The 24,676-nt window shown below is 72.2% G+C and carries 28 protein-coding genes; 20 read left to right on the top strand and 8 right to left on the bottom strand.

What is annotated here, in order from left to right:
- Positions 1-24: 24 nt before the first annotated feature.
- Both C4V41_RS56395 and C4V41_RS56390 read left to right on the top strand, forming a co-directional pair.
- Entirely contained in the window at positions 25-441 is a 417-nt protein-coding gene (locus C4V41_RS56395) for a CBS domain-containing protein (RefSeq protein ID WP_103964306.1), read from the top strand.
- A gap of 9 nt (positions 442-450) precedes the next feature.
- Positions 451-810, top strand: a complete 360-nt coding sequence (locus C4V41_RS56390; RefSeq protein ID WP_103964305.1) for an MmcQ/YjbR family DNA-binding protein — start codon at positions 451-453, stop codon at positions 808-810.
- Between the two features lie 33 nt (positions 811-843).
- On the opposite strand, the gene C4V41_RS56385 is transcribed toward C4V41_RS56390, so the two are convergent.
- The gene (locus C4V41_RS56385) at positions 844-1,710 is read right to left on the bottom strand and encodes a hypothetical protein (protein WP_200824957.1); all 867 of its coding nucleotides are present in this window, start codon (positions 1,708-1,710) and stop codon (positions 844-846) included.
- A gap of 21 nt (positions 1,711-1,731) precedes the next feature.
- On the opposite strand from C4V41_RS56385, the gene C4V41_RS63705 reads away from it, so the two are divergent.
- A complete protein-coding gene (locus C4V41_RS63705; protein ID WP_200824956.1) occupies positions 1,732-1,986 on the top strand; it encodes a hypothetical protein in 255 nt (84 codons plus the stop codon).
- On the top strand, positions 1,983-2,174 hold the full coding sequence (locus tag C4V41_RS63700) for a hypothetical protein (protein ID WP_200824955.1): 192 nt from the start codon (positions 1,983-1,985) through the stop codon (positions 2,172-2,174). Before C4V41_RS63705 ends, C4V41_RS63700 begins: the two co-directional genes overlap by 4 nt.
- Here C4V41_RS63700 and C4V41_RS56375 read toward each other — a convergent pair.
- Positions 2,167-3,027: a D-alanyl-D-alanine carboxypeptidase family protein gene (locus tag C4V41_RS56375; protein WP_103964304.1), complete on the bottom strand. Its 861-nt coding sequence runs from the start codon at positions 3,025-3,027 to the stop codon at positions 2,167-2,169. The genes C4V41_RS63700 and C4V41_RS56375 overlap by 8 nt on opposite strands.
- A gap of 108 nt (positions 3,028-3,135) precedes the next feature.
- Here C4V41_RS56375 and C4V41_RS56370 point away from each other — a divergent pair, with 108 nt between their 5' ends.
- From C4V41_RS56370 to ptsP, 8 genes are read left to right on the top strand one after another with little or no spacing between them, the layout of a single operon-like run.
- Positions 3,136-3,897, top strand: coding sequence for a DeoR/GlpR family DNA-binding transcription regulator (locus C4V41_RS56370; RefSeq protein WP_103964303.1), 762 nt, complete (start codon positions 3,136-3,138; stop codon positions 3,895-3,897).
- A complete protein-coding gene (gene pfkB / locus C4V41_RS56365; protein ID WP_103964302.1) occupies positions 3,894-4,856 on the top strand; it encodes a 1-phosphofructokinase in 963 nt (320 codons plus the stop codon). Before C4V41_RS56370 ends, pfkB begins: the two co-directional genes overlap by 4 nt.
- A gap of 32 nt (positions 4,857-4,888) precedes the next feature.
- Complete coding sequence (mtlA, locus tag C4V41_RS56360) at positions 4,889-5,995, top strand: PTS mannitol transporter subunit IICB (RefSeq protein ID WP_200824954.1); 1,107 nt, start codon at positions 4,889-4,891, stop codon at positions 5,993-5,995.
- 3 nt (positions 5,996-5,998) lie between these two features.
- On the top strand, positions 5,999-6,307 hold the full coding sequence (locus C4V41_RS63695; RefSeq protein WP_200824953.1) for a PTS lactose transporter subunit IIB: 309 nt from the start codon (positions 5,999-6,001) through the stop codon (positions 6,305-6,307).
- The gene (locus C4V41_RS56355; protein WP_103964301.1) at positions 6,300-6,725 is read left to right on the top strand and encodes a PTS sugar transporter subunit IIA; all 426 of its coding nucleotides are present in this window, start codon (positions 6,300-6,302) and stop codon (positions 6,723-6,725) included. The genes C4V41_RS63695 and C4V41_RS56355 overlap by 8 nt, the downstream gene beginning before the upstream one ends.
- Complete coding sequence (locus C4V41_RS56350) at positions 6,722-7,726, top strand: zinc-dependent dehydrogenase (protein WP_103964300.1); 1,005 nt, start codon at positions 6,722-6,724, stop codon at positions 7,724-7,726. The genes C4V41_RS56355 and C4V41_RS56350 overlap by 4 nt, the downstream gene beginning before the upstream one ends.
- 11 nt (positions 7,727-7,737) lie before the next feature.
- Positions 7,738-8,019: an HPr family phosphocarrier protein gene (locus C4V41_RS56345; protein ID WP_103964299.1), complete on the top strand. Its 282-nt coding sequence runs from the start codon at positions 7,738-7,740 to the stop codon at positions 8,017-8,019.
- Positions 8,012-9,679 carry a phosphoenolpyruvate--protein phosphotransferase gene (gene ptsP / locus C4V41_RS56340; RefSeq protein ID WP_103964298.1) on the top strand — a complete coding sequence of 556 codons (1,668 nt, stop codon included), beginning with the start codon at positions 8,012-8,014 and terminating at the stop codon, positions 9,677-9,679. The genes C4V41_RS56345 and ptsP overlap by 8 nt, the downstream gene beginning before the upstream one ends.
- Here the strand turns inward: ptsP and C4V41_RS56335 are convergent.
- Complete coding sequence (locus tag C4V41_RS56335) at positions 9,669-10,301, bottom strand: SDR family oxidoreductase (protein WP_103964346.1); 633 nt, start codon at positions 10,299-10,301, stop codon at positions 9,669-9,671. The genes ptsP and C4V41_RS56335 overlap by 11 nt on opposite strands.
- A gap of 23 nt (positions 10,302-10,324) precedes the next feature.
- On the opposite strand from C4V41_RS56335, the gene C4V41_RS56330 reads away from it, so the two are divergent.
- The gene (locus tag C4V41_RS56330; protein WP_103964297.1) at positions 10,325-11,017 is read left to right on the top strand and encodes an HAD family hydrolase; all 693 of its coding nucleotides are present in this window, start codon (positions 10,325-10,327) and stop codon (positions 11,015-11,017) included.
- Positions 11,018-11,079: 62 nt separating this feature from the next.
- Positions 11,080-12,504 carry an NADP-dependent phosphogluconate dehydrogenase gene (gene gndA, locus C4V41_RS56325; protein WP_103964296.1) on the top strand — a complete coding sequence of 475 codons (1,425 nt, stop codon included), beginning with the start codon at positions 11,080-11,082 and terminating at the stop codon, positions 12,502-12,504.
- A 9-nt stretch (positions 12,505-12,513) separates the two neighbouring features.
- Here the strand turns inward: gndA and C4V41_RS56320 are convergent, their stop codons facing one another.
- Together C4V41_RS56320 and C4V41_RS63690 are read right to left on the bottom strand one after the other, a co-directional pair.
- Positions 12,514-13,287, bottom strand: a complete 774-nt coding sequence (locus C4V41_RS56320) for a thioesterase family protein (protein ID WP_235031016.1) — start codon at positions 13,285-13,287, stop codon at positions 12,514-12,516.
- A 4-nt stretch (positions 13,288-13,291) separates the two neighbouring features.
- A complete protein-coding gene (locus tag C4V41_RS63690) occupies positions 13,292-14,236 on the bottom strand; it encodes a helix-turn-helix transcriptional regulator (protein WP_200824952.1) in 945 nt (314 codons plus the stop codon).
- A 50-nt stretch (positions 14,237-14,286) separates the two neighbouring features.
- Here C4V41_RS63690 and C4V41_RS56305 point away from each other — a divergent pair, with 50 nt between their 5' ends.
- On the top strand, positions 14,287-15,366 hold the full coding sequence (locus tag C4V41_RS56305; protein ID WP_103964295.1) for an epoxide hydrolase family protein: 1,080 nt from the start codon (positions 14,287-14,289) through the stop codon (positions 15,364-15,366).
- Here C4V41_RS56305 and C4V41_RS56300 read toward each other — a convergent pair.
- Positions 15,350-15,703: a VOC family protein gene (locus C4V41_RS56300; protein ID WP_103964294.1), complete on the bottom strand. Its 354-nt coding sequence runs from the start codon at positions 15,701-15,703 to the stop codon at positions 15,350-15,352. The two genes, C4V41_RS56305 and C4V41_RS56300, sit on opposite strands and share 17 nt — an antisense overlap.
- 118 nt (positions 15,704-15,821) lie before the next feature.
- Here C4V41_RS56300 and C4V41_RS65705 point away from each other — a divergent pair, with 118 nt between their 5' ends.
- Together C4V41_RS65705 and C4V41_RS56285 are read left to right on the top strand one after the other, a co-directional pair.
- The gene (locus tag C4V41_RS65705; protein WP_268808927.1) at positions 15,822-17,075 is read left to right on the top strand and encodes a helix-turn-helix domain-containing protein; all 1,254 of its coding nucleotides are present in this window, start codon (positions 15,822-15,824) and stop codon (positions 17,073-17,075) included.
- A 457-nt stretch (positions 17,076-17,532) separates the two neighbouring features.
- Positions 17,533-17,958, top strand: a complete 426-nt coding sequence (locus tag C4V41_RS56285; protein ID WP_103964293.1) for a type II toxin-antitoxin system PemK/MazF family toxin — start codon at positions 17,533-17,535, stop codon at positions 17,956-17,958.
- On the opposite strand, the gene C4V41_RS56280 is transcribed toward C4V41_RS56285, so the two are convergent.
- Positions 17,930-19,189: a hypothetical protein gene (locus C4V41_RS56280; protein WP_235031015.1), complete on the bottom strand. Its 1,260-nt coding sequence runs from the start codon at positions 19,187-19,189 to the stop codon at positions 17,930-17,932. The two genes, C4V41_RS56285 and C4V41_RS56280, sit on opposite strands and share 29 nt — an antisense overlap.
- 84 nt (positions 19,190-19,273) lie before the next feature.
- Here C4V41_RS56280 and C4V41_RS56275 point away from each other — a divergent pair, with 84 nt between their 5' ends.
- The 3 genes from C4V41_RS56275 to C4V41_RS56265 all read left to right on the top strand — a co-directional run bounded on the left by C4V41_RS56275 (position 19,274) and on the right by C4V41_RS56265 (position 23,334).
- Complete coding sequence (locus tag C4V41_RS56275) at positions 19,274-19,741, top strand: MarR family winged helix-turn-helix transcriptional regulator (RefSeq protein WP_200824951.1); 468 nt, start codon at positions 19,274-19,276, stop codon at positions 19,739-19,741.
- A gap of 194 nt (positions 19,742-19,935) precedes the next feature.
- Positions 19,936-20,709 carry an SDR family oxidoreductase gene (locus tag C4V41_RS56270; protein ID WP_103964291.1) on the top strand — a complete coding sequence of 258 codons (774 nt, stop codon included), beginning with the start codon at positions 19,936-19,938 and terminating at the stop codon, positions 20,707-20,709.
- Between the two features lie 216 nt (positions 20,710-20,925).
- Complete coding sequence (locus tag C4V41_RS56265; protein WP_103964290.1) at positions 20,926-23,334, top strand: PQQ-dependent sugar dehydrogenase; 2,409 nt, start codon at positions 20,926-20,928, stop codon at positions 23,332-23,334.
- Between the two features lies 1 nt (position 23,335).
- On the opposite strand, the gene C4V41_RS56260 is transcribed toward C4V41_RS56265, so the two are convergent.
- On the bottom strand, positions 23,336-24,676 hold the full coding sequence (locus C4V41_RS56260; RefSeq protein WP_103964289.1) for a 6-phospho-beta-glucosidase: 1,341 nt from the start codon (positions 24,674-24,676) through the stop codon (positions 23,336-23,338).

Below are 24,676 nucleotides of genomic sequence, written 5' to 3'. Positions count from 1 at the left end.
TCGACCGACCTACAGGAGGATCCCATGGCGAAGACCGTGGCAGACGTCATGACGTCCCACCCCGCGTGCGTGGACATCGAGCAGCCGGTGTCCGTCGCGGCGGCGCTCATGCGCGACAACGACACCGGAGCGATCATCGTCAACGAGAACGGCCGGCTGCACGGCATCGTGACCGACCGCGACATCGCCGTGCGGCTGGTCGCCGAGGACCTGGGGCCTGACACGCCCGTGCGCAAGGCGTGCAGCGAGTCCGTCGAGGCGGTCGGCTCCGACACCAGCATCGACCAGGCCGTGCAGCTCATGCGCTCGCATGCCGTACGCCGCCTGCCGGTCGTCGAGGACGGCCGCGCGGTCGGCATCGTGAGCCTCGGCGACCTGGCCGTCGAGCGCGACCCGGGCTCGGCTCTCGCCGACATTTCGGCCGCGGAGGGCAACCGGTAACGTGGGCGTGTGATCACAGTCGACGACGTACGGCAGTTCGCGCGCACCCTCCCGCGTTCGTCGGAGCACCTGATCCGGGACCGCGTCAAGTTCCGCGTGGGCAAGATCGTCTACGTGGCGTTCTCGCGTGACGAGACGGAGATGGGTTTCGGGTTCCCCAAGGAGGAACGCGAGGCGCTGGTCGCGGCCGAACCGGACAAGTTCTTCATGCCACGGGAGTCCGACCTGCGCTTCCACTGGGTGGAGGCGCGCATGGCCGCCCTAGACGTGGCGGAGATGCGCGAGCTGGTGCTGGACGCGTGGCGCATGTGCGTGCCCAAGAAGGTGCGCCTGGAGCAGGAGCTCGCCGCCGGGCGACAAGGCCTCTGAGCTTCGGAAGGGGCGGCCGAACCAGCGGGAGCCTCAGCTCAGCCGATCGATGCCCAGGGCGCTGATCAGCAGGCGTTCCTTGCGGTTGCCGAGCAGGCGGGCCGTCCAGTCGACGAAGCCGCCGTCGCCCACCTCCATGCCGTCGCCGTAGATCTTGTAGCAGAGGCCGGTGTAGTAGCCGCGCCCGCCCTCCCGGTCCGGATCCCGGCCGGCGTCGAGGCCGGCGGCCACGGGTTCGAAGCGTTCGTCCAGGACCGTCACCTTGACCTCGGGGGCGGCCACGCCGCAGGCGCGGACGGCGGCGGTCAGGACGGCCAGGTGCTCGGCCGCGTGCTGCCGTTCGAAGGCCAGGCCGCCGGTGTCGCGACCGGCGGTGACCAGGGCGAACAGGGTGAAGTGCGCGTAGCTCACCGGCCCGGTGAAGTGCTGGGCGCGGACGACGCGTTGCAGGGCCGCCAGGCGTACCGGCTCGGCGGGGGTGGTGCGGCGGCGTAAGGCCGCCTCCAGGGCGAGGGCGTTGGTGGGGTCGGCGGCGACCTCGCTGTTCCTGATGGTGGAGACGACGTTGTTCTGGTCGACGGGGCCGAGCGCCGAGTGGGCGCCGAGCGGCGCGACCGGGGCGAGCGTGACCAGCTCGACGCCGGGCGGCAGCGCCGACAGCACGGCGTCCTCGGCCCGCCGCAGCCGCTGGAACAGGATCTGCGCGGGGGCGACGAAACGGTCGTGGCCGTAGCGGCGCAGGACGTCGGCCGGGGAGAGCGTCCGCGAGCGGCGCCGCATCACCTCCAGCAGCAGCGTCGTCAGGTCGGCGCCGGGCAGGCGCTCGGCCAGGATGTCGAGGATCTCCGGCCCGCCCGCCTGCTTGAGCACCCGGTCCAGCGCACTTGCTCGCTCCGCCATTCTCTACAAATATCAATGATCATGACGAATCGCGATTGGGTTGCCTGGCATGACCACTATGACGTGCCGGGCTCGGCCCTGGAACGGCGACTGGCGGTCGTGCGCAGGTGGGTCGGGGCGGCGCTCGACGAGGGGGCCTCGCGGGTGGTGAGCCTGTGCGCCGGGCAGGGACGCGACCTGCTGCCGGTGCTGGCCGCCCATCCACGGCGCGCCCAGGTGCGCGCCCGGCTGGTCGAACGCCGCGCATGGGGCTCTGTGCCCCCGGCGCGACGGTGATCTGGACCAGGGGCCGGACCGAGCCCGATCGGGTGCCGGTGATCTGCGAGTGGTTCGAGAGCGGCGGTTTCGAGCGCGTGACCGTCGAGAGCGTCGAGGGGCTGGACTTCGGCGTCGGCGTGCACCGCTACGCCGGCCCGCCCGTGCCGCTGGAGCCGGGCGGGCGGATGTTCACCTTCGTCAGCTAGGCAGGCTCCGGTAGAGGTCCTTGGTCAGGGTGGTGACGCGCCCGACCGAGGAGCTCCAGGTGGCGCCGGCCGGGTGGGCGGTCAGCACGGCCATGACGTAGCGCTCGCCCTTGCCGACCAGGCCGGTCGAGTACAGGACCGGCCGCCCGTAGTCGGGCACGCCCGAGCCGGTGGCCCGCTGCGCGATCCACGAGATGGGCGCCCCGACGGCCCTGGCGTCGCCGTTGCACCGGACCGGCGGCGTGGTGCCGAACCCCGACCAGCCCTGCTTGACCGCGAAGGGCTTCGGCACCGCGTCGGGGATGCCGAAGGTCTGGTCGAAGCCGTCGGTCCCGCACGGCGTGGCCTGCCGCAGGTGGCCGAGGATGGTGTCCCTGACCCGGGCGTCGGCCTTGTCGAGCAGGTAGCGGTAGGTGCGCACGATGTCGTGCGCGCTCAGCGAGGTGTATCCCCAGAACCCGGGCTTCGAGGCGGGCGGCGGCGCGGTGTCGGACAGGCCCAGCCTGCGGGCCTGCCTGACGATGAGCCGCCCCTTGCCCTGGCGGTCCCAGAACGCCGAGGCGGCGTCGTCGTCGCTGGACCGCAGCATGATCTTCAGCAGGCGGGCGTCGGCCGGGGGCACGCTCTTGCGCCCCTCCAGGTAGTCGATCGCGATGAGGATCTTCACGACCGAGGCCGAGCGGTATTTACGGTGCACGTTCTTCACCGCCACGAACCTGCCGGCCTGCCGGTCGAACACCGCCCACGCCGCCGTCGTCCCGGCGGGCACCCGGGGCGGCTTGGCCACCTCGGAGGCGTGAGCGGGTGCCGCGAGCGCGGCGACGACGAGGGGCACGGCGGCCAGTGGCTTCATACGCACCCGCCTATAACTACCAGATTCCGCCCCGCCGCTCTTGACCGGCCAACGAAAGCGGGTATAAACACAGAAGAAACCAACCGGAAACGGCGGTGAACCAACATCATGTACGCCGAGGAACGGCAGCAGGAGATCCTGCGGAGGGCGCGGAGCGCGGGCCGCGTCGACGTGGTGACGCTGGCCGCCGAGCTCGACGTGACCACCGAGACGATCCGCCGCGACCTGACGTCGCTGGAGCGGGCGGGCGTGCTGCGCCGCGTGCACGGGGGCGCGATCCCCGTCGAGCGGCTCGGGTTCGAGCCCGCGCTGGCGGCCCGCGACGAGGTCATGACGGCCGAGAAGGAGCGCATCGCCAAGGCCGCGCTCTCCGAGCTGCCCGAGGACGGCTCGGTGATCATCGACGCGGGCACCACCACGGGCCGCCTGGTCCAGGTGCTGCCCGCCGACCGGGAGCTGACCGTCGTGGTGAACTCCCCGCCGCTGGCCACCGCCCTGGCCGCGCGCGCCAACCTGCACGTGATCATGCTGGGCGGCCGGTTGCGCGGCAAGACGCTGGCCACGGTGGACGACTGGGCGCTGCGGCCGCTGGCCTGCCTCAACGTGGACGTCGCGTTCATGGCGACCAACGGCTGCTCGCTCACCCGGGGGCTGACCACGCCCGACCCGGCCGAGGCGGCGATCAAGCGGGCCATGGTCAAGGCCGCGCAGCGCAGCGTGCTGCTGGCCGACCACACGAAGTTCGGCAACACCTACCTGGCCACGTTCGCCGAACTGGGCGAGATCGACGTGGTGATCAGCGACACCGGCCTCGACCTGACGCTGGCCGCCGACCTGGCGGCGGCGGGCCCGGAGGTGATCAGGGCGTGATCCTCACCCTGACGCTCAACCCCAGCCTCGACCGCACCATCGAGATCGCCGCCCTCGACCGGGGCGCGGTCATCCGCGCCGCCGCCGCGCACCTCGACCCCGGGGGCAAGGGGGTGAACGTCTCGCGCGCGCTGCTGGCCAACGAGGTGGCGAGCCGGGCGGTGGTGCCGTACGGCGGCGACGAGGGCAGGCAGCTCGTCCGGCTGCTCGCCGCCGAGGGCCTCGACATGGTGACCGTGCCCGTGGCGGGCCCGACGCGGTCGAACGTCACGCTCGCCGAGCCCGACGGCACCATCACCAAGATCAACGAGCCCGGCACCGCCCTGTCGGCGGACGAGCTCGACGAGATCGCCGAAGCCGTGCTGGCCGCCGCGCACTCCGGCGGCCAGGGGGCCGACTGGGTGGTCGCCTCGGGCAGCCTGCCGCCCGAGGTGCCCGCCGACGTCTACGCCCGGCTGTGCCGCAGGTTCGCCGGGGCGGGCATCCACGTGGCGGTCGACACCAGCGGCCCCGCGCTCGCCTGCGCGCTCGGCGCCGCGCCCGCCCTGGTCAAGCCGAACCTGGAGGAGCTGTCCGCGGCCACCGGCATGCCGATCCGCCGGCTGGGCGACGTGGTGGAGGCGGCCGGCAAGCTGCGGGCCGCGGGCGCCCGCGCGGTGCTGGCCAGCCTGGGCGCCGACGGCGCCGTCCTCGTCGAAGAGGGCGGCATCTGGTACGGCGAGGCCGCCGTGACCGAGCCGCGCAGCTCCGTGGGCGCCGGCGACGCCATGCTGGCGGGCTTCCTGGCCGCCGGCGGGCACGGCCCTGACGCCCTCGCCCGGGCACTGACCTGGGGCGCCGCCGCAGTACGCCTGCCCGGTAGTCGCATGCCCGGCCCCGCCGACATCGACCCGCGGGCCGTCACCGTCCACCCGCCCGACCCCGCACGCCCCCTCACCGCTCCCCTACCGCCCGGCTGATCAACTGCTCATCCCCCCGAAGGAGCAAGTCCATGGCCGACACCTACACTCCCCCGGTCGTCGGAACCGGGGTCAAGGCCACCATCCAGCGCATCGGCGGCTATCTGGCCGGCATGATCATGCCGAACATCGGCGCGTTCATCGCCTGGGGCCTGATCACCGCCCTCTTCATCCCGACCGGCTGGCTGCCCAACGAGACGCTGGCGAAGATGGTCAATCCGATCATCTCGACCCTGCTGCCGATCCTCATCGCCTATACCGGCGGCCGGATGGTGCACGGGCAGCGCGGGGCGGTCGTCGGCGCGGTGGCCGTGATGGGCGTCGTGGTGGGCACGGAGGCGCCGATGTTCCTCGGCGCCATGATCATCGGCCCGCTCACCGCCGTGATCCTGAAATATGTGGACAAGTTCACGGAGCAGCGGACCAAGGCCGGCTTCGAGATGCTGGTGGACAACTTCTCCGCCGGCATCGTGGGCGGCGCCATGGCCGTGGTCGGCATGCTGGGCATCGGCCCGATCGTGCAGACGATCACCACCGGCGCCGGCAACGCGGTGAGCTGGCTGATCACCAACAACCTGCTGCCCATCGCGTCCGTGCTGATCGAGCCGGCCAAGGTGCTGTTCCTGAACAACGCCATCAACCACGGCGTGCTCAGCCCGCTGGGCGTCGCCGAGGCCGCGGCGCAGGGCAAGTCGATCCTGTTCATGCTGGAGTCGAACCCGGGTCCCGGGCTGGGGCTGCTGCTGGCGTATCTGCTGTTCGGGCCGCGCGAGCTGCGGCCGAGCACGCCCGCCGCGATGATCATCCACTTCTTCGGCGGCATCCACGAGATCTACTTCCCGTACGTCCTCATGAAGCCCCGCCTCATCCTTGCCGTCATCGCGGGCGGCGCGGCCGGCGTGTTCACCTTCATGATCACCGGGGCCGGCCTGGTCGCCACGCCGTCGCCCGGCAGCATCTTCGCCTACCTCGCGGTCACCCCGAAGGGCGGCTGGCTCTCCTCCAGCCTCGGGATCCTGGTGGCCACGGGCGTGACGTTCGCGGTCGCCGCCCTCCTGCTCGGCTTCGGCAGGGGCGAGAAGGCCGACCCATCCGAGTCCTCCGAATCCGAGGAACCCGCTACCGCCAAGGAAGGCTGAGCCATGGCCGGCATCGACAGCAAGGACATCCACAAGCTCATCGTGGCCTGCGACGCGGGCATGGGCAGCAGCGTGATGCTCGCCTCCACGCTCAGGAAGCAGCTCAAGGACACCGGCGTGACCGTCGAGCACACCCCGGTCAACTCCATCCCCGACGACGCCGACGTGGTCGTGTGCCACGCGGGCCTGGCCGCCAGGGCCAGGGCGGCCGCTCCCGGGAAGGTGCTGGTGTCGTTCCAGATCTTCCTCGGGGACCCGGCGGTGACCCGGCTGGTCAACACGATCAAGAACGGCGGCACGGTCGATGCGTGACGACCTGCTCGACCCGCGGGCCGTGCTCCTGAACGAGAGCGCCCCCGACCGCGACGCCGCGATCCGGCGCTGCGGGCGGGCGCTCATCGAGGTGGGGGCGGTCGCGGAGCCGTACGTGACGGCGATGCTCGAACGCGAGCGGACGATCTCCACGTACGTCGGCGAGGGCGTGGCCATCCCCCACGGCACGAACACCTCCAAGGAGGCCGTGCTGCGGGACGCGATCTGCGTGGTCCGCTTCCCCGATGGCGTCGACTGGGACGGCGAGCGGGTCACGCTGTGCGTCGGCATCGCGGCCAAGGGCGACGGCCACGTGCCGCTGCTGGCGGCGCTGGCCGAGATCCTGCTCGACCCCGACCGCGCCAGGACGCTGCGCGAGGCCACGGAGGTCTCGCAGGTGATGAAGGAGCTCACATGAAGGTCGCCAGATTCCACGCGCCGGGCGACATCAGGATCGAGGACGCGCCCGAGCCCGTCGCCGGGCCCGGCGAGCTGAAGATCCGCGTACGCAACTGCTCGACCTGCGGCACCGACGCCAAGATCTACAAGTTCGGTCACCACCACATCGTGCCCCCGCGCGTGATGGGCCACGAGATCTCCGGCGAGGTCGTGGACACCGGCGCGCGGGTGCAGGTCATCGCCGCGATCCCGTGCGGGACGTGCACCGAGTGCCGGCTCGGCCGCCAGACCGTGTGCCCGTACCAGGAGTCGATGGGCTACCACTACGACGGCGGCTTCGCCGAGTACATGATCGTCCCCGCGAAGGTCCTGGCCGTCAACGGCATCAACGCGATCCCGGACGGCGTCGGCTTCGCGGAGGCGTCGGTGGCCGAGCCGCTCGCGTGCGTGCTGAACGGCCAGTCGCTGGCCCGCGTCGGCCCCCGCGACGACGTGGTGGTGATGGGCGCGGGCCCGATCGGCTGCCTGCACGCACGGCTGGCGCGGGCGCGCGGCGCCGCCCGGGTGTTCCTGGTGGACGTGAACGCCCAGCGCCTGGCCATGGCGGCCGAACTCGTCCACCCCGACGCCGCCATCGACGCCGACCCGGTCGAGCAGGTGCTCAAGCTGACCGGCGGCCGGGGCGCCGACGTGGTGATCACCGCGGCGGCGTCGGGCGCGGCCCAGGAGCAGGCCGTACGGATGGCGGCCCGCCAGGGGCGGATCAGCTTCTTCGGCGGCCTGCCCAAGGACGACCCGGTCATCGCGCTGGACGCGAACCTGGTGCACTACCGCGAGCTGACCATCGTCGGCGCGAACGGCTCCAGCCCCGCCCACAACGCCGAGGCCCTGCGGCTGGTGGCGGAAGGGGCCGTGGTGGTGTCGGACCTGATCACCCACCGGCTGCCGCTGCCCCAGGTGCTGGACGGGATCGGCCTGGTCAGCCGGGGTGCCGCCATTAAGGTCACGATAGAACCCTGAAGGAGAACGTGATGGCCCAGCGAACGGTGGCCGTGGCCTCGGCCAGCGGCCTGCACGCCCGCCCCGCCAAGCTGTTCGTGCAGGCGGCGGTGAAGGCGGGGGTGCCGGTGACGATCCGGCTCGGCGAGAAGGCGGTGCCGGCCAAGAGCATGCTCGGGGTGCTGTCCCTGGGGGCGGTACGCGGCACGGAGGTCACGCTGGAGGCGGACGGGCCCGGAGCCGAGGAGGCCCTGGACACGCTGGCGGCACTGCTGGCGCGCGACCTGGACGCGGAAGAGGTCGTCGATGGGTGAAAAGGCATCCCCGCCCCCGTCCGGTGGCTCCCGGCCTGACAGCGGCCCCTGGGCGGGGGCCGCCGGGCGGCTCAGCGGATTGGGGGTGAGCCAGGGGCGGGCCGCGGGGCCCGTGATCCGGATGGCCGGCCCGCCGGAGCTGCCCGCGCCGCGCCCGGTCACCGACCCCGGCGCGGAGGCGGCCACGGCGGCCAAGGCGCTGGAGGCGGTCGCCGCCGACCTCAACCGGCGTGCCGCCGCCGCGCGGGGCGAGGCCGCCGAGATCTTGGAGGCGCTGGCCATGATGGCCGACGACCCCATGCTGCTGGAGGAGGCCGAACGCCTGGCAGCCGAGGGCGCCGACGCCGCCCACGCCCTCGACGCCGCCTTCGCCGGGCACCGCGAGGCCCTGGCCGCGCTCGGCGGCTACCTCGCCGAACGGGCCGCCGACCTCGACGACCTCAAGCACCGCGCGCTGGCCTTCGCCCTGGGCCTGCCCATGCCGGGCCTGCCGTCTCCCGGCCACCCGTACGTGCTGGTCGCCGCCGACCTCTCCCCCGCCGACACCGCCGGCCTGGGCCCCGACGTGCTGGCGCTCGTCACCGAGCGGGGCGGCCCCACCAGCCACACCGCGATCCTGGCCCGCGGCCGGGGCCTGCCCGCCGTGGTGGCCTGCGCGGGCGTCCTGGAGCTGGCCGACGGCACGGTGATCGGCGTCGACGGGAGCACCGGCGAGCTCGCGATCGGCCTCACCGAGGCGGAGGCGGCCGAGGTGGGCGCGGCCGACCGGCGGCGCAGAGACCGGCTGGCGGCCGGTGCGGGTCCGGGCAGGACCGCCGACGGCCATCCGGTCAAGCTGCTGCTCAACATCGGCTCGGCCAAGGACCTGGCTCCGGGCACGGAGGGTGCGGAGGGCACGGAGGGGGTGGGCCTGTTCCGCACGGAGTTCCTGTTCCTGGGCCGGGCGCAGGCGCCGTCGTTCGAGGAGCAGGTCAGCGCGTACGCGGAAGTGTTCGGCCAGGTGGAGAACGTGATCGTGCGCACGCTCGACGCCGGCACCGACAAGCCGCTGCCGTTCCTGGGGCTGCCCGGCGAGGACAACCCGGCGCTGGGCGTACGCGGCCTGCGCGTGGACCGGCTCCTGCCCGAGGTGCTGGACACCCAGCTCGACGCGATCGCCGAGGCGGCCCGCCGGACCGGCACCAGCCCGTGGGTGATGGCGCCCATGGTCACCACGATCGCGGAGGCCACCGCCTTCGCCCGCCGGGCCAGGGCGACGGGCATCGCCAGGGTGGGGGCGATGGTGGAGGTCCCGGCCGCGGCGCTGCGAGCCGGGCGGCTGCTGCGGGAGGTCGACTTCCTCAGCATCGGCACCAACGACCTGGCCCAGTACACCTTCGCCGCCGACCGCCAGCACTCCGCCCTGGCCGACCTCCTCGACCCCCGCCAGCCCGCCCTCCTGGACCTGATCGCGATGTGCGCGGCGGCGGGCCGTGAGGCGGGCAAACCGGTCGGGGTGTGCGGCGAGGCGGCCGGCGACCCGCTGATCGCGCCCCTGCTGGCAGGGCTGGGCGTGACGAGCCTGTCCATGGCCCCGGTGTGCGTGCCGCTCGTCCGCGAGGCGCTGGCCGGGCTCACCCTGGCGGAGTGCGAGGAGCGCGCCCGAGCGGCTATGGAGTGAGGTCCGCGATGGGTGTGTCGCCGGAGACGAGTTCCAGGGTCCGGCGGGCGGTGCCGGGGTCGGCCAAAAGGGCGATGACGACGGCCGCCACGTCGTCGCGCGGCACCGCGCCCCGCTCCACCTCGGGAGCGAGCCTGACCAGGCCCGTGCCGGGCTCGTCGGTGAGGCGGCCGGGCCGCAGGATCGTCCAGGCGAGGTCGCGGGCCCGCAGGTCCTCCTCGGCCTCGGTCTTGGCCTTGATGTAGGCGGCCCACACCTCGTCGCCGCCGGCGGGCGGCTTGCCGGCGCCCATGGACGAGATCTGGATGAAACGCCCCACACCGGCCCGTTCGGCGGCGTCGGCGAGCAGCACGGACGCGGCTCGGTCGACGGTGTCCTTGCGGGCCGCGCCGCTGCCGGGTCCCGCCCCGGCGGCGAACACCACGGCGTCGGCGCCTTCGAGGATCGCCGCGACGTCCTCGACGCTCGCCCGTTCCAGGTCGCACACGACGGCCTCGGCCCCGGTGGCCTCGACGTCGGCGACGTGGTCCGGGTTGCGCACCAGCCCGACCGCGCCCGTTGTGAGGCGGGCGGCCAGCCGCAGCCCGATCTGACCGTGGCCACCCGCGATGATGATCCGCATGTCGGCCATGGTGTCATGGACGCATGCGTGAATTCCCGGAGGCTCCGACTCCCGCGTTTCTGTTCGACCTGGACGGCACCCTGATCGACAGCGTCTACCAGCACGTCGTGGCCTGGCGGCAAGCGCTGGCCGGGATGGGCATCGACCTGTCGGTGTGGCGGATCCACCGCAGGATCGGCATGAGCGGCGGACTGTTCGTCAGCGCGCTGCTGCGGGAGACGGGGCTGAAGCTGAGCCGGGAGCAGATCGCGGAGTTGCAGACGACCCACGCGGAGGCGTACGAGCAGCAGGTCGACTCCGTCAAGCCGTTGCCCGGCGCGGCGGAGTTGCTGGCCGAGCTGAGCGCGCGCGGCGTGCCGTGGGCCATCGCGACCAGCGGTTACGCGCGTACGGCCCGGCTCGCGCTGGGCATGCTGGGGCTGCCGGAGGACACGCCGATGGTGACCCGCGACCTGGTGCGGCGCGCCAAGCCGGACCCCGACCTGTTCCTGGCCGGTGCGGCGCTGGCCGGGGTGGACCCGGCGCATGCCATGGTGGTGGGCGACAGCGTCTGGGACCTGCTCGCGGCCCGCCGCGCCGGCTCGCTGGGCATCGGGGTGCTGTCCGGCGGGTACGGCAGGGACGAGCTCGAACGAGCGGGGGCGTTCAGGGTCTACGCCGATCCGGCCGACATGCTGGACCGGCTCGACGAACTCGGGGTGCGACTGAGCGACTGAGGTGGGAATATCCCTCCGAACCCCCGAGCTGGATCATGCGTATCCCCCACAGAGGAGCTGAGATGGACTTGGCAGACATCGGCGTCACCGGCCTCGCGACCATGGGGCGCAACCTGGCACGCAACCTGGCCAGGAACGGTTATGCGGTGGCGGTGCACAACCGCTCGCACAGCCGCACCCAGCAGTTGGTCAAGGAGTTCGGCGGGGAGGGCACGTTCGTGCCGTCCGAGGAGCTGGCCGGATTCGTGGCCTCGCTGAAGCGGCCGCGGCGGGCGATCATCATGGTGAAGGCGGGCGCGGGCACCGACGCGGTGATCGACGCGCTGGCCGACCTGATGGAGCCCGGCGACATGATCGTCGACGGCGGCAACGCGCATTTCGAGGACACCCGGCGGCGCGAGGCGGCGCTGCGGGAGCGGGGCCTGCACTTCGTCGGCACCGGCATCTCGGGCGGCGAGGAGGGCGCGCTCAACGGGCCCAGCATCATGCCGGGCGGGTCGAAGGAGTCGTGGGAGGCGCTCGGCCCGATCTTGCAGGACATTTCGGCCAAGGTGGACGGCGTGCCGTGTGCGGTGCACGTGGGTCCCGACGGTGCCGGGCACTTCGTGAAGATGGTGCACAACGGCATCGAATACTCCGACATGCAGCTCATCGCGGAGTCCTATGACCTGCTGCGGCAGGCTCTGGGGGCGACGCCGGCCGAGCTGGCCGAGGTGTTCAGGGAGTGGAACCGGGGTGAGCTGGACTCCTACCTGATCGAGATCACCGCCGAGGTGCTCGACCAGGTCGATGCCGAGACGGGCAAGCCGTTCGTGGACGTCGTGGTGGACCAGGCCGAGCAGAAGGGCACCGGCCGCTGGACGGTGCAGAGCGCGCTCGACCTCGGGGTGCCGGTGACGGGCATCGCGGAGGCGACGTTCGCCAGGGCGCTGTCCGGGCATCCGGAGCAGCGCGCGGCGGCCGCGTCCCTGCAGGGGCCGAAGCTGTCCGGGGTGGGCGGCCGCGAGCTGGTCGAGGACGTGCGCCAGGCCCTCTACGCCTCCAAGATCGTCGCGTACGCGCAGGGCTTCGACCAGATGGCCGCGGCCTCGAAGGAGTACGGCTGGGACCTGGAGCTCGGCGCGATGGCCACGATCTGGCGGGGCGGCTGCATCATCAGGGCCAAGTTCCTCGACCGGATCAGGACCGCCTACGACGCCAACTCCGCGCTGCCGACGCTGCTGGCCGACCCGACGTTCGCGGCCGCGCTGGACGCCGCGCAGGAGTCGTGGCGGCGGGTGGTCACCACGGCCGTGCAGATCGGCGTGCCCACGCCCGGCTTCTCCTCGGCCCTGGCCTACTATGACGGGCTGCGCCGCGACCGCCTTCCCGCGGCGCTGGTACAGGGACTGCGCGATTACTTCGGCGCGCACACCTACCGGCGGGTGGACAAGGAGGGCACCTACCACACCGACTGGTCAGGCGACCGCGCGGAGCGGCCGGCGTAGCCCTCCTGACTATCGGCCGCCCGGCGCCATGGTGTTGGCCACGGCGGTCACCACGCAGAAGCCGACGGGGCCGGCGGTGTCGTGCATGGTCACCTGACCTGTCGCGACGCCGCCGGCGCTGAGGTGCCCGGTGGCCTCGACGCCGACGAGTTCGCCCTCGACCGGCCTGGCGAGCGTCATTGTGTAGTCGGCGTTGATGAAGCGCAGGCCCTCGGGCTGGGCGTTGCTGAGCGGGCTGGCGAAGTCGGCGGCCAGCGCGGCGCGGACGAACGGGGTCAGCGGCTCGTCGTCGACCAGCGGATATCGCTCCCGCATCCACACCCGCGCGGGCCCCGGCTCGCCCCACGGGGTCAGTCGCCAGATGTCGAACGGCGGCTTCCATCCGGCCCCGTTGACGGGCGGGTCGGCGGGCGGCGGCTCGTCCCAGGCGGGCGTGACGATCGCGCGCTCGCCCTCGGGCTGCTCACCCTCGCGCAGCAGCACGGCGCTCGCCCGGCCGATCACGCCCTGGTCGGTGGCGATGGTCGCGTCGGCGACCCGGATCCGGCGCCCGTCTCTGACCAGGGTGGTCTCCACCGTGACCGGCAGCAGCGGGCTGTTACGGAACAGGTCGACGGTCAGCCGGGCGAAGCGCAGCCCCGGCTCGGCGTGCCGTTCCTCGATCGCGCGGGCGGCCAGGCCGCCGAGCAGGCGTCCGTGCAGCATGTCGGGGGACCAGGGACCGCGGGCGTGCGGCGAGGGGACGAGCTCGTCCCGCTTCCGTGTGAAGAACGCTGACGACACAGAATCAGATTCTAGAGGACAGCAGGCGGCGGCCGAGCGCGTCCAGGTGATCTTTCAGCTCGGCCGGTTCGAGCACCTCGAAGCCGACGCCCATGAAGGCCACGGTCACGGCGATGAGGTGCAGGTCGTCGCCGCGCAGGGTGAGCAGGCAGGATCGCTCGTCGACCGGCTCGACGGTGCCCGAGGTCTGGCCGTCGATCTCGGCCGCCGGGGCGTGGAGGAGGAAGCGGGCCTCGTACGGCCACATCGCGTGGGCCAGCCGGTGCTGGACCCAGGCGGCGACGTCGGGCCCGGGCGGTTCGCGCGGGGCGAAGCGCGGGCCGTTGGGGGTGCGCAGGTCCATCCGGTCGGCGCGGTAGGTGCGCCAGTCGCGGCGGTCGGGGTCCCAGCCGACGAGGTACCAGCGGTTGCCCTTGGTGACGAGGCTGTGCGGCTCGGTCCGGCGCGGCGCGCGCTCGCCCCCGTGGTCGGTGTAGTCGAAGCGGAGCTGCTCGCGGTCGCGGCAGGCGGCGGCGACGCGGGTCAGCACGTCGGCGTCCACGGTGGGGCCCGCCCGGTTGATCCGTACGGTGTGCGTCTGCAGCGTGTTGACCCGGCGCCGCAGGCGGGCGGGCAGGATCTGCTCCAGCTTGGCCAGGGCGCGCAGGGAGGTCTCCTCGATGCCGGTGACGGTGCCGTTCGCGGCGGTGCGCAGGCTCACCGCGACCGCCACGGCCTCGTCGTCGTCGAGCAGCAGCGGCGGCAGCTCGGCGCCCGCACCCAGGCGGTAGCCGCCGGCGACGCCCGGCGTGGAGTGCACCGGGTAGCCGAGGCTGCGCAGCCGGTCGATGTCGCGGCGCACCGTCCGCGCGGCCACGCCCAGCCTTTCGGCCAGTTCGGCGCTCGGCCAGTCGCGCCTGGTCTGCAGAAGGGACAGCAGGCGCAGCAGTCTCGCGGAGGTGTCCAGCACGCCACCATTGTGGCCTGATCCTGGCCGCGTTGGTTCCTAGGGTGCCCGGCATGGACGAATTCGTCATCGACATACCGCAGGACCGGCTCGACGATCTGCGTGCGCGGCTGGCACGGACGCGCTGGCCGGACGCGCTCGACGGGGCCGGATGGTCGTACGGGGTGCCGCCGGAGGCGGTCCGGGAGCTGGCGGCGTACTGGCTGGAGGGTTACTCCTGGCGGGCGCACGAGGCGCGGCTGAACGCGCTGCCGCAGTACACGACCGTGATCGACGGGCAGCTCGTGCACTTCGCGCACGTGCGCTCGGCCCGCCAGGACGCGCTGCCGCTGCTGCTCACGCACGGGTGGCCCAGCTCGTTCGCGGACTTCTCGCACGTGGCAGGGCCGCTCAGCCGCGACTTCCACCTGGTCATTCCGTCGATCCCGGGCTTCGCCTTCTCCGGCCCCACCCGGGAGCGCGGCTGGGGCGTGCGGCGGATAGCGGCCGCGTGGGCCGAGCTGATGAACCGCCTCGGGTACGCGCGCTTCGGCGTCCAGGGCGGCGACTTCGGCTCACTGATCTCCGCAGCGGTGGGCCGCGCGGCGCCCGGCCGGGTGGCGGGGGTGCACCTGAACGCGTCCGTCACCGCGTTCCCCACCGACGACCTGTCGGGCTTGACGGAGGAGGAGAAGGCGCGCGCCGCCGGGGTGGCGGACTGGCAGAAGGTCTCCGGGTACGCCGTCATCCAGGGCACCAGGCCGCAGACCCTCGCCTACGGCCTGGTGGACTCCCCCGCCGGGCAGCTCGCCTGGAACCTGGACGCGTTCGCCTCGTGGGGCGAGGACATCGGCGCTCTGTCTCCTGACGACCTCCTGACGAACGTGGCCATCTACTGGTTCACCGGCACCGCGGGCTCGGCCGGGCGCCTGTACCGGGAGAGCGCCCCCGACTGGACGCCGCCCGCCTCACCGGACCCGACGCCGACCGGGATCGCGGTCTTCCCCGGGGACACGACCGTGCGGCGGTACGCCGAGCAGGTGCACAACGTGGTGCACTGGTCGGAGTTCCCCACCGGCGGCCACTACGCCGCCCTGCAGGCCCCCGCGCTGCTGACGGACGATATCCGGACGTTCTTCACTGGCCTCGCATGAGGCAGAAGGGGTGGCCTTCCGGGTCGAGGAGCACGGTCCAGGAGTCGCCGCCCGGTTGAACGTCCGGCACGGTGGCACCGAGCCCGATCAGCTCCTGCAGGGTGGCCTCAACGTCGGGGACGGTGAATTCCAGGTGCAGGTGCTTGCCGTCGTTCGGCCAGCCCGGGCCCTGGTAGCCGTCGATGCGCTGGAAGGCGAGCGTGACGGGGCCGCCTTCGACGGACACGAAGTCGGCGTCGTCACCGGTGACGCGCCACCCGGTCGCCTTGGCGTAGAACGCGGCCAGGGCGGCGGGGTCGGCGCTGTCGATGACTATGGAGGAAAGCGTTGCTGTCATGCGCCCCAGCCTGCCTGGGGCGGGGCGCGGCGGTCTTGAACATCCTTGCAGCCCCCGCAGACCGTCGCGGTGGGGGCGCACCCGGAGATTGTCGGACCGGGGGCGTAGCGTTCTGCGGGTGCGTTCCTCCGTCCTTCTGGCCGCCGGGCCCGGGTTCAGCATCGACGCCGTGACCTGCGTCGACGACCATCGCGGGTGGTCGCCGGCGGAGGTGGGCACGAGCTACCGGGTGGTGCTGGTGCGGCGCGGCACCTTCCGCCGCATGGCGAACGGCCGGCCCGCCGTCGCCGACCCGACGATGGCCTATCTGGGCCTGCCCGGTGACGAGGAACATTTCGCCCATCCATCCGGCGGCGACGTGTGCACCTCGCTGTCCCTGTCCCCCGCGCTGTGGCACACCCTGACCTGCACCGACACCCCAACCGGCCCCCTCGCCAGCCCTGCCGCCATCACCCCAACCGGCACCCTCCCCAACGCCACTGCCATCACTCCCACCGGCACCCTCCCCAGCGCCATCACCCCAACCGGCACCCTCGCCAGCGCCACCGCCATCACCCCCGCCGACACTCTCACCGACGCCACCACCGTCCCTGTCGGCACCGTCCCTGTCGGCACCGTCACCACCGCCTTCACCAGCGTCGCCATCACCGACACCCCCGGCGACGCCGCCCCCAAGGCCCTCAAGGGCCCTCTTTGCGGCCCCCTCGCTGTCACCTCCTCCATCGCCCTCACTGGCACCCCCGCCAGATCCTCCGCCGACACCTCTGCCAGCGCCCTCGATGCCACAACCGTCTGCACCCTCACCGGCGCCGCGGCCGATGCCGGGACCGGCGGCGGCGGTGTCCGGCCGTCGCGTTCGACTCTCTATGTGGACGCCCGCCTCGACCTCGCTCACCGCCGCGTCCTGCGGGCCGCCCGCGACGGTGACACGGCCTTCGAACTGACCGAATCCCTACTTCGCCTCCTCTCCCAGGCCCTCGGCCCGATCGCCACCACACCAGAGGCAGGAGGAGCGGCCGCCGCCATCACCGGCACCGCCCGTGAGGCCATCACCGCAGGTCACCCGGCCGCCACCGGCCTGCTCCCCCTGGCCGCACTCCTGAACGTCTCCCCTTACAGGCTCAGCCGCGCCTTCACCCGGGAGCTCGGCATCTCCCTGACCCACTACCGCAACCGGGTCCGCGTCGGCCAGGCGCTCGACCGGCTGGAGCAAGGCGAGGCCAGCCTGGCGACCCTGGCCGCCGACCTCGGCTTCTCCGACCAGGCCCACCTGACCCGCACCATCCGCCGCCACCTCGGCCACACCCCAACGGCCGTACGCCGCCTCCTGCCACCACCACCCGGCACAGCCACGCCCTCCCACAGCCACTGACCGCCGAAGCCGCACCTGCCACCGCCGCCCGTCGAGGCCGTGCGTACGCAGTCTCCGCCCGACACGCTCGGAAACCCCTGCCGCCCCGAGGACCGTACGCCGCCTGCCACCACCACATGGCACAGCCGCCCACCCACCATCCGAGAACCGAACGCCACCAGCCACCACCACGAGGCACAGCCGCCCACCCACCATCGCCTTCCCCCGAAGGCCATACACTCGCCACCACCGACCACCCGCCGTTACCACCGCCCGGCACAGCCGCGCGCTTACCACCGCCGCCACCCGACGCAGCCATGCGCCTGCCGCCGACGCTCGACCCGGTCGTGCGCCTGCCGCCGTCGGCCGACGCGGTCGTGGGGCTGTCCGCCGTCGGCTGACGCGGTCGGCTTCGCTGGGTGGCCGGGGATCGGGGAACGAGTGGATTTCCACCTGTCCGTCGCCATAGGCTCCCCCAATGCGCGATCTAGGTGATGACCCCCGCCCGTCCAGGGGCGCGGTACGCGAGATCCATACCCTCACCGGCCCCGCCACCCTGGCCTACTCTCCCGACCTCGACGGTCTGGCCGATCCCGGCGAGATCGTCTGGGCTTGGGTGCCTTATGAGGAGGACCCGAACCGTGGCAAGGACCGGCCGCTGCTGATCGTCGGCCGTACCGGGCGCAGGCTCCTCGGCATGATGTTGTCCAGCAGGGGCGATGATGGGCCCGACTGGCTGGAGCTGGGGCCGTGGGGGCGTGACGGCCGGGTGTCGTACGTCCGTCTGGACCGGGCCTTCGTGCTGGACGAGGACGACATCCGGCGTGAGGGTGCCGTGCTCGACGCCGACCGCTTTGCCAGGGTCGCGGCCAGGCTCATGAAGTCCTACGGGTGGAAGGTCTAACGCTCGTCTTCTCGGCCGGCGAAGCGGATGGTGAATCCGGCTCCGAATCGGGTGGCGATTCGGAGCGCGGATCCGAATCGGGAGGCGACTCGAAGCGCGGATCCGAACCGGATACCGGATCCAACTCCGAATCGGATACCGGATCCGGCTGCGGGGCGGATACCGGATCCAGTTTCGAATCGGATGGCGGATCCAGTTGCGGGCCGGATGGTGAGGTGGCCCGCGCCCGTCGGAGGACGGTGGCGGTGCGCAGGGGTAGCCAGAGGAGGAGGGCGAGGACGCCCACGAGGACGTACTCGATCGCCGGGATTCTGACCGCCTCGTTCACCGCACCGGCGAGGTCGCCGCGCAGGCCGTACACGATCATGGCGGCCCCGGCGTAACAGGCGGTCAGTAGCCAGCGGGTCGTGGTGGACAGGCCCAGGCCGTGCATCTGGGTGATGACGAAGACGCCCAGGAAGCCGAACAGGAACATCGGCCATGCCCCGTCCGGGCCCGAGGTCACGACGGCGACCAGGGTGCCGTGCACGGCGACCATCGCCTCCAGGGTGAACGTCCACCACCGGTTGGTGTGCGCCCTGGTGAGGAAGAGCGAACCCTGCAGGAGCAGCAGGAACATGTAGAAGAAGCCGATCAGGTGGCCGCTGGTGCCCTCCATCGGGTGGTACCAGAAGGTGTAGACCGCCGCCCAGCTGAACAGGTAGCCGTGGTAGCGGCGGGCGAAGTCGACGACGGCCCTGCCGATGGGGGCGGGCCTGCCGAGGAAGAGGCCGCGCCGCCGGTTCTCCATCAGCAGGACGGCGACCAGCAGCAGGATCACCGAGCCCTGCGAGCTGAAGATCGACACATCCTGGGCGAGCCCGTCGTAGAACAGGTGCGTCTGCAGCGTGTGCAGGGCGATGAACGCGGTGTTGACGGCCAGGGCGGTGACGTTCACCGGGTGCAGGCCGGCGGTATAGCGGCGGACCCTCGTCTGCGCGTAGTAGATCAGGCCCCAGAAGGCGACCTGGTGGGCCGCGTAGCCCGTCCAGGCCGACAGGCGGGTCCAGACGGTGGGGTCGGGTAGCTTCCAGTAGTACCAGGAGGCGCCCTGGTCGGGCAGCAGGGTGATGCCGTGCAGCCGCTGGCCGAGCAGCCAGACGAGCCCCGTCATGACGGCGCTGGCCGCGACGCCGAGGACGAGGGCGCGCCCCGCGCTCACGTCACGCGGCGACGTCTCGCGCCATGCCATGGGGTGCTCCGATCGAAGTATTTCCATCATGGAATGTTTCGATTATGGAATGATGAGGGGCATGGCAGCAAGCCGAGGCGCCTCGTGACGCCGGACACCCCCAGCGCCGTCGAGCTGATGGTCATGATTCGTGCGCTCAACGTCGAGAGCGATCGGTTCATCGAGCGCTTCGCGGCCCTGCACGGGCTGCACCGTACCGACCTGAACGCCCTGGTCGTCATCCTCGACGCCGCACGGGCCGGGCGGCCGCTCACCCCGGGCGGGCTGGGCGGGGCGCTCAACCTCAGCCCACCCGCCACGACCGCCCTGATCAACCGGCTCGAACAGGCCGGTCACGTCGAGCGCCGGCGCAGCGCCACCGACCGCCGCAAGGTCGAGGTGGTCCTGGACGAGCAGGCCGCCGAGCTGGCCCGCCAGTTCTTCACCCCACTGGCGCGCCATCTGGCGGGGGCGATCGACGGGTTCACGGAGGAGGAACGACGGGTCATCGGGCGCTTCCTGAGCGACAGCATCCGAGCCACCGCGACGGCCAGGCTGGAGGCGGCCGAGTGACAGGTACCGTCCAGGCTCAAGACCTCCCGCGTGACAGGAATCATCGCGAGCGCCAGACCGAGGGCAGCCGGGGTGACAGGCGCCGTCACGACCAGCAGGTCGGCGGGCTCCGCGTGACGAGTGCCGCCGTGACGACAGAGTGGAGGCTGCCGGGTGACGAGGACCGTCGCGACCGCCAGAGTGGAGGCCGCCAGGTGACGAGGACCGTCGTGATCACCGGTGGGACGCGGGGGCTCGGGTTCGGGCTGGCCAGGGCGTTGCTGGAGCGTGGCCATCAGGTGGTGGTCTGCGGCACCGACCCGGAGCGGACGGAGCAGGCAGGGGCCGAGCTGGGCGGGATCATGGCGCGGGTGGCCGACGTCGCCGACCGGGAGCAGCTCGCCGCACTCTGGGAGGCCGCCACCAGCCGGTACGGCCGCGTGGACGTCTGGATCAACAACGCGGGCGTCTCGCACACCCGCGAACCCCTCTGGCGCCTGCCCGCCGAGCAGGCCCGCCGCGTCGTGGACGTCAACCTGCTCGGGGTGCTCAACGGCTGCGCGGTCGCGGTGAGCGGCATGGCCGCACAAGAGGGCGGCGGCCACGTGTGGAACATGGACGGCCTGGGCGGCGACGGCCGCGTGGTGCCGGGGCTCGGCGGGTACGGCGCCACCAAGCGGGCCGTCGCCTACCTGACCACGGCCCTGGCCAAAGAGGTCCCCGACGGGGTCGGCGTGGGCCTGCTCAGCCCCGGCATGGTGGTCACCGGCCTGCTCACGCACGGCTACTCCGACGCCGAGCGCCGCCGCGCGGCCAGGGTGCTGTCGATCCTGGCCGACCGCGTGGACACGGTCGCCCCCTGGCTGGCCGAACGGGCGATCAGCCGCGCCCGCAACGGCGCCCGCGTCCGCCGGCTGACCCCGGCCAAGATCGCCTATCGGTTCGCCACCGCCCCCTTCTCCCGCCGCCGCGACGTCTTCACCCCATAGGCGCGAAGACGTCCCATGTCTCTCCGCAATGTGACACCTCCAGGCATACGTCTGACATAGCCGACCCGGTTACATCCGATGTATCACGCCAAACCGAGTTAGGAAAGTTTCCTAAATATGGAGCGTTCCACGTCTTGACGCGCCTATCGCACTGCGGCAAACGTTTGGATGACTCCCTTCCTTACTCGAAGCATCACTCTCAGCCAGGAGTGCCCGATGAACTTCAGCAAGTCCCGGGCCTGCGTCATCGCCTGCTTACTCGCGACAGGATTCACAGCCGTCCCGGCGAGCGCGGCGCCCACCCGGTACGAAGCCGAGAACGCCACCATCACCCAAGGCGTCGTCGAGTCGAACCACGCCGGCTACTCCGGCACCGGCTTCGTCAACGGCGACAACGTGGCCGGTTCCGCCACCGAGTGGACGATCAACGCCCCCGCCGCCGGCTCCGCCACCCTGTCCCTCCGCTACGCCAACGGCACCGGCGCCGACCGGCCCAGCGACATCGCGGTCAACGGCACGACCATCGCCGCAGCGCGCAGCTTCCACGCCACCGGCGCCTGGACCACGTGGGCCACCGTGACCCTGACCGCGCAGCTCACCGCGGGGACCAACACCGTCAAGGCGACCGCGACCGGCGCCGGCGGCAACCCGAACTGGGACTACCTCGACGCCGAGGTCCAGTCGGCGAGTTTCACCGACTACCAGGCGGAGTCCGCGACCATCGCGCAGGGCGTGGTGGAGTCCAACCATGCCGGGTTCACCGGCTCCGGGTTCGTCAACTACGACAACGTGGTCGGCTCGTCCGTGGAGTTCGCCGTCAGCGCGGCCACCGCGGGCACCCAGAGCCTGACCTTCCGTTTCGCCAACGGCACCACCGTCAACCGCCCGATGACCATCGCCGTCAACGGCACCACCGTGCAGACCACGGACTTCCCCGGCACCGGTGCCTGGACCACCTGGCAGGAGATCAGCCTCGACGCGCCACTGGCCGCGGGCGGCAACACGATCCGGGCCACCGCCACCACCGCCGGCGGCGGACCCAACCTCGACCGGCTCCGGGTCACCGGCCCCGGCGACACCGAAAAGCCGACCCCACCGGGCCAGCCGGTGTGCTCGAACATCACCCACAACGCGCTCACCCTGGACTGGCCGCCGTCCACGGACAACATCGCCGTGGTGGCCTACGACGTCTACCACCAGGGCCAGCAGATCGCCACCGCACCCGCCCCGCCGTATCGGCTGACCGGCCTCAACCCCGACTTCGCCTACCAGCTGTCGGTGTTCGGCCGCGACGCCTCCGGCAACGTGTCCCTCAGCAGTCCCGAAGCCGGCTGCCGCACCCTGCCCGCACCCGCCGACGACCCGCCGTCAACGCCGGGACAGCCCACGGTCAGCGGCGTGCAGGCCACCTCCGCCACCGTGACCTGGACCGCCGCCACCGACGACAACGGCGTGCGCGCCTACCTGATCCGCGACCACACCACCAACGCCGTACTCGCCACCATCACCGGCACCCCGCCGACGACGACGGCCAGCGTGCCGCTGGAATGCGCCCGCACCTACCAACTGCACGTCCTCGCCCGCGACACCGCCGGCCAGGTCTCCACCCCGAGCGCGCCGTCGGCGTCGTTCACCACCGGCGGCTGCGGCACGGTCCCGCAGACGCCCACCAGCATCGCCGGCGGCTGGGACGTGCCCTGGGACATCTCCTGGACCCCTGACGGCTCCTACGCCCTGGTCACCGAACGCGACACCTTCCGAGTCTTCAAGGTGACCCCGAGTGGCACCAAGACCCAGGTCGGCACCGTGCCCGGCACCCAGACCACCAACGGCGAAGGCGGCCTGATGGGCCTGGACTTCTCCCCCACCTGGAACGGCACCAGCGACCAGGAGGTGTTCTTCATGCACACCGCCGCCGAAGGCAACCGCGTCGCGAAGATGACCTTCAACGGCACCACGCTCACCGGCTACGCCAGCATCCTGCAGGGCATCGACAAGAACCGCTACCACAACGGCGGCCGCATCCGGTTCGGCCCCGACAACCACCTGTACGTCGCCACCGGCGACGCCCAGCAGTCCGGCAACGCCCCCGACCTCGACTCGCTCAACGGCAAGATCCTGCGCATCACCAAGACCGGCGCCGCCGCCCCCGGCAACCCGTTCGGCACCCGCGTCTACAGCTACGGCCACCGCAATCCCCAAGGCCTGGCCTGGGACTCGGCCGGCCGGCTGTGGTCATCGGAACTGGGCAACTCCTCCCGCGACGAACTCAACCTCATCCAGCCCGGCCGCAACTACGGCTGGCCCACCTGCGAAGGCACCTGCAACACCTCCGGCATGACCAACCCCAAACACACCTGGAGCGTCGCCGAGGCCTCACCCAGCGGCATCGCCATCGTCAACAACACCATCTTCATGGCCGCCCTGCGCGGCCAGCGGCTGTGGCGGATCGTGCTCAACGGCGAGAACGTCTCCACCGTCAACGCCTACTTCAACACCACCTACGGCCGCCTCCGCGCGGTCGAGAAGGTGCCCGGCGCCGCCGCCCTCTGGTTCGGCACCACCAACTCCGACAACAACGGCGACGGCTCCGCCGACACCATCCGCCGCTCGAACATCCAGTAGATCAGCCGGGAAAGACGGCGGCCAGCTCGGGAATGCGGGCGCGGTAAGCGTCGAACAGCCGGCTGGCCGTCGCCACGGAGTCCACCAGGGGATGCAGCGCGAACGCCGCGACCGCCAGCCGCGGCGACCCCGTCAGCCCCGCCTCGATGACCGTCTGCTCCACCGCCTTGACCTGCTGCACCAGGCCCAGGAACCGCCCGGGAAGCGGGCGGGTGGCCAGGGCGTGGACGCCTGACCCGCCGACCGCGCACGGGATCTCGACGACCGCGTCGGCGGGCAGGCCGGGGACGGCGGTGCCGTTGCGGACGTTGAGGATCATGGTGGCGGGCTCGCCCCTGGAGATGGCGGCCATGAGGGCGAGCGCGATGCCCTCGTAGCCGCCAGCCTCCAGGTCGGCCGCGTCGCGCTCCCCGGCGTCGGTCGCGTCGCGCGCCTCGGCCATGTACGTGGCGTCGCGCTCGCGCCGCGTGCGGTTCCACTCCTCCAGGGCCTGGCCGGGCCGGTCGCGTACGGCGGCGTAGAACCGGTCCTGCGGCCCCCGCAGGACCTCGCCCCGTGTCCGGCCGGACATGGAGGCGACAGCCTCACGGGTGAAGTAGTAGTAGTACAGGTATTCGTTGGGCAGCGCTTCCAGGGTGCGCACCCAGTCGGCGCCGAGCAGCCGGGCCTCCTCGACCTGGCGCAGCGCGTCATCGTCGGCGAGCAGGCGGGGCAGCACGTCCTGCCCCTGGTAGGTGAGGCCGCGCAGCCAGCCGAGGTGGTTGAGGCCGACGTAGTCGGGCGACACGCGAGCCGGGTCGAGCCCGAGCGCGGCGGCGGCGCGCCTGATCAGGCCGATGGGCGAGTCGCAGATGCCGATCACGCGGTCGCCGAGCACGCCCCGCATGGCCTCGGTGATCATCCCGGCGGGGTTGGTGAAGTTGATGACCCAGGCGCGGGGCGCGAGCGCCGCCACCCGTTCGGCCACGTGGACGGCGACGGGCACGGTGCGCAGGCCGAAGGCGATGCCGCCAGGACCGGTCGTCTCCTGGCCGAGCAGGCCCAGCTCCAGCGCGACCCGCTCGTCCGCGGTGCGGCCCGCCAGGCCGCCGACGCGGATGGCGGAGAAGACGAAGGTGGCGTCGCGCAGGGCGTCGTCCAGGTCGGTGGTGACCCGGACCGCGGGCGCGTCGTCGTGCCCGGCGGCGAGCCGACGCAGGACGTGCGCGATGACGTCGAGCCGTTCCCGCGACACGTCGTAGAGCACCACCTCCTCGACGCGTGGCTTGGCCCGATCGCGCAGGAGCGCGCCGTACACGAGCGGCACCCGGAACCCGCCACCGCCGAGAACGGCCAGCTTCAT

It is taken from the genome of Nonomuraea solani (genome assembly GCF_900108335.1).
Classification (GTDB): Bacteria; Actinomycetota; Actinomycetes; order Streptosporangiales; family Streptosporangiaceae; genus Nonomuraea; species Nonomuraea solani.
This window is presented reverse-complemented; position numbering and strand designations above follow the sequence as displayed.

Bases quoted from the DNA above. Each gene is read 5' to 3' on its own strand.
- C4V41_RS56350 (WP_103964300.1), top strand. From the start codon at position 6,722: ATGAAGGTCGCCAGATTCCACGCGCCGGGCGACATCAGGATCGAGGAC.
- mtlA (WP_200824954.1), top strand. From the start codon at position 4,889: ATGGCCGACACCTACACTCCCCCGGTCGTCGGAACCGGGGTCAAGGCC.
- C4V41_RS56385 (WP_200824957.1), bottom strand. From the start codon at position 1,710: ATGGCGGAGCGAGCAAGTGCGCTGGACCGGGTGCTCAAGCAGGCGGGC.
- C4V41_RS56265 (WP_103964290.1), top strand. From the start codon at position 20,926: ATGAACTTCAGCAAGTCCCGGGCCTGCGTCATCGCCTGCTTACTCGCG.
- C4V41_RS56355 (WP_103964301.1), top strand. From the start codon at position 6,300: ATGCGTGACGACCTGCTCGACCCGCGGGCCGTGCTCCTGAACGAGAGC.
- C4V41_RS56370 (WP_103964303.1), top strand. From the start codon at position 3,136: ATGTACGCCGAGGAACGGCAGCAGGAGATCCTGCGGAGGGCGCGGAGC.
- C4V41_RS56285 (WP_103964293.1), top strand. From the start codon at position 17,533: ATGCGCGATCTAGGTGATGACCCCCGCCCGTCCAGGGGCGCGGTACGC.
- C4V41_RS56335 (WP_103964346.1), bottom strand. From the start codon at position 10,301: ATGCGGATCATCATCGCGGGTGGCCACGGTCAGATCGGGCTGCGGCTG.
- C4V41_RS56395 (WP_103964306.1), top strand. From the start codon at position 25: ATGGCGAAGACCGTGGCAGACGTCATGACGTCCCACCCCGCGTGCGTG.
- ptsP (WP_103964298.1), top strand. From the start codon at position 8,012: ATGGGTGAAAAGGCATCCCCGCCCCCGTCCGGTGGCTCCCGGCCTGAC.
- C4V41_RS56280 (WP_235031015.1), bottom strand. From the start codon at position 19,189: ATGGCATGGCGCGAGACGTCGCCGCGTGACGTGAGCGCGGGGCGCGCC.
- gndA (WP_103964296.1), top strand. From the start codon at position 11,080: ATGGACTTGGCAGACATCGGCGTCACCGGCCTCGCGACCATGGGGCGC.
- C4V41_RS63705 (WP_200824956.1), top strand. From the start codon at position 1,732: ATGACGAATCGCGATTGGGTTGCCTGGCATGACCACTATGACGTGCCG.
- C4V41_RS63695 (WP_200824953.1), top strand. From the start codon at position 5,999: ATGGCCGGCATCGACAGCAAGGACATCCACAAGCTCATCGTGGCCTGC.
- C4V41_RS56305 (WP_103964295.1), top strand. From the start codon at position 14,287: ATGGACGAATTCGTCATCGACATACCGCAGGACCGGCTCGACGATCTG.
- C4V41_RS56300 (WP_103964294.1), bottom strand. From the start codon at position 15,703: ATGACAGCAACGCTTTCCTCCATAGTCATCGACAGCGCCGACCCCGCC.
- C4V41_RS56260 (WP_103964289.1), bottom strand. From the start codon at position 24,676: ATGAAGCTGGCCGTTCTCGGCGGTGGCGGGTTCCGGGTGCCGCTCGTG.
- C4V41_RS56330 (WP_103964297.1), top strand. From the start codon at position 10,325: ATGCGTGAATTCCCGGAGGCTCCGACTCCCGCGTTTCTGTTCGACCTG.
- C4V41_RS56375 (WP_103964304.1), bottom strand. From the start codon at position 3,027: ATGAAGCCACTGGCCGCCGTGCCCCTCGTCGTCGCCGCGCTCGCGGCA.
- C4V41_RS56345 (WP_103964299.1), top strand. From the start codon at position 7,738: ATGGCCCAGCGAACGGTGGCCGTGGCCTCGGCCAGCGGCCTGCACGCC.